A 1269-nucleotide genomic window follows, 5' to 3' on the forward strand; every position below is an offset into this window, starting at 1 on the left:
ATGGGGTTATTGTTCTTGCTACTCCCTTTTATTTTTTATGCCCAGTCCAATACTTTTCCGGCTTCTGGAAATGTGGGGATTGGAACGGAGAATCCACAATCAAAACTAGACGTATACGGAGATATTATGCTTAATACTTACCCTACCTCCGTGGCCAATACTACAAGCAGTTCTTTTGGTGTAGTCTTTAAATCCTCGGGATATGCTACGGACGGCAGAAATAGATTTCAATACTGGAAAGTTCAGGGAGTGGGAAGAAGTGCATGGGGAGCGGGAGATATAGCTTTTTTTAGTAATACCGATGGAGGGGGTTATAAAGAAATTGTCCGGTTTATGAACAATGGTAACGTTGGTATCGGCACTTCCAGTCCGGATGCTCTGTTGGCAGTAAATGGGATAATCCATAGCAAAGAAGTAAAAGTAGATCTTAATGGCTGGAGCGATTTTGTCTTTGAAGACAGTTATAACCTGCCCACTTTGGAGGAAGTAGAAGAGCATATCAAAGAAAAAGGCCATTTAAAAGATATTCCCAGTGCTAAGGAAGTAGAGGAAAACGGGATATTCCTGGGGGAGATGGATGCCAAATTGTTGCAGAAGATAGAAGAATTGACTCTTTATATGATTGATTTAAAGAAGGAAAATAAAGAACAAAAAATTCAAATAGAGGAGCTGTTGAAGCAGAATAGCAGACAACAGGAAGAAATAGACCAACTCAAAAAGCAATAGATATGAAGAAACTTTTACTCATTGCCCTGGTATTGCCATACATAAGTTATACACAAGAAAATGTTTTTCCTTCTTCCGGAAACGTGGGAATAGGAACAACTTCACCCGCATTTAAACTCCACGTTTCCGGAGGCGGCGCTGTCATAAAAAAGACAGCCATAGGATTGGCTACGTATTCAGCAGAAAATGGTTGGTTAAGGGATGAATGGGTCACCGGGAATTACGGCCCTCCGCAATGGAACCAGTCAAAAGCGAGATGGGTACGCCCTTCCGGGACGTATAACGATATAGGGGGTATTATATGGCAGGATGAAGGAACTTATTTTATTCGCGAACAGGCGGGAACCAAGCTTGAATTTACTAACGGGGAATTTTTAGACACAGCGTTTTTATTTGCAAACATGTCTACAGGAAACGTAGGCATAGGCACAACCAACCCCGGTACCTGGAAACTCGCCGTCAACGGCGACATCCGGGCCAAAGAAATCAAAGTAGAAACCGGCTGGAGCGATTTTGTCTTTGAGGATAGCTACAACCTGCCCA

2 pseudogenes are annotated in these 1269 nt (G+C 42.6%); both read left to right on the forward strand.

Annotation, left to right across the window (positions count from 1 at the left end):
* Window positions 1–726, forward strand: a pseudogene (locus ED312_RS23145) (hypothetical protein); the annotation flags it as partial.
* Between the two features lie 2 nt (window positions 727–728).
* A pseudogene (locus ED312_RS23150) lies at window positions 729–1269 on the forward strand (hypothetical protein); the annotation flags it as partial.

This window comes from Sinomicrobium pectinilyticum (assembly GCF_003725735.1).
GTDB classification, from domain to species: Bacteria; Bacteroidota; Bacteroidia; order Flavobacteriales; family Flavobacteriaceae; genus Sinomicrobium; species Sinomicrobium pectinilyticum.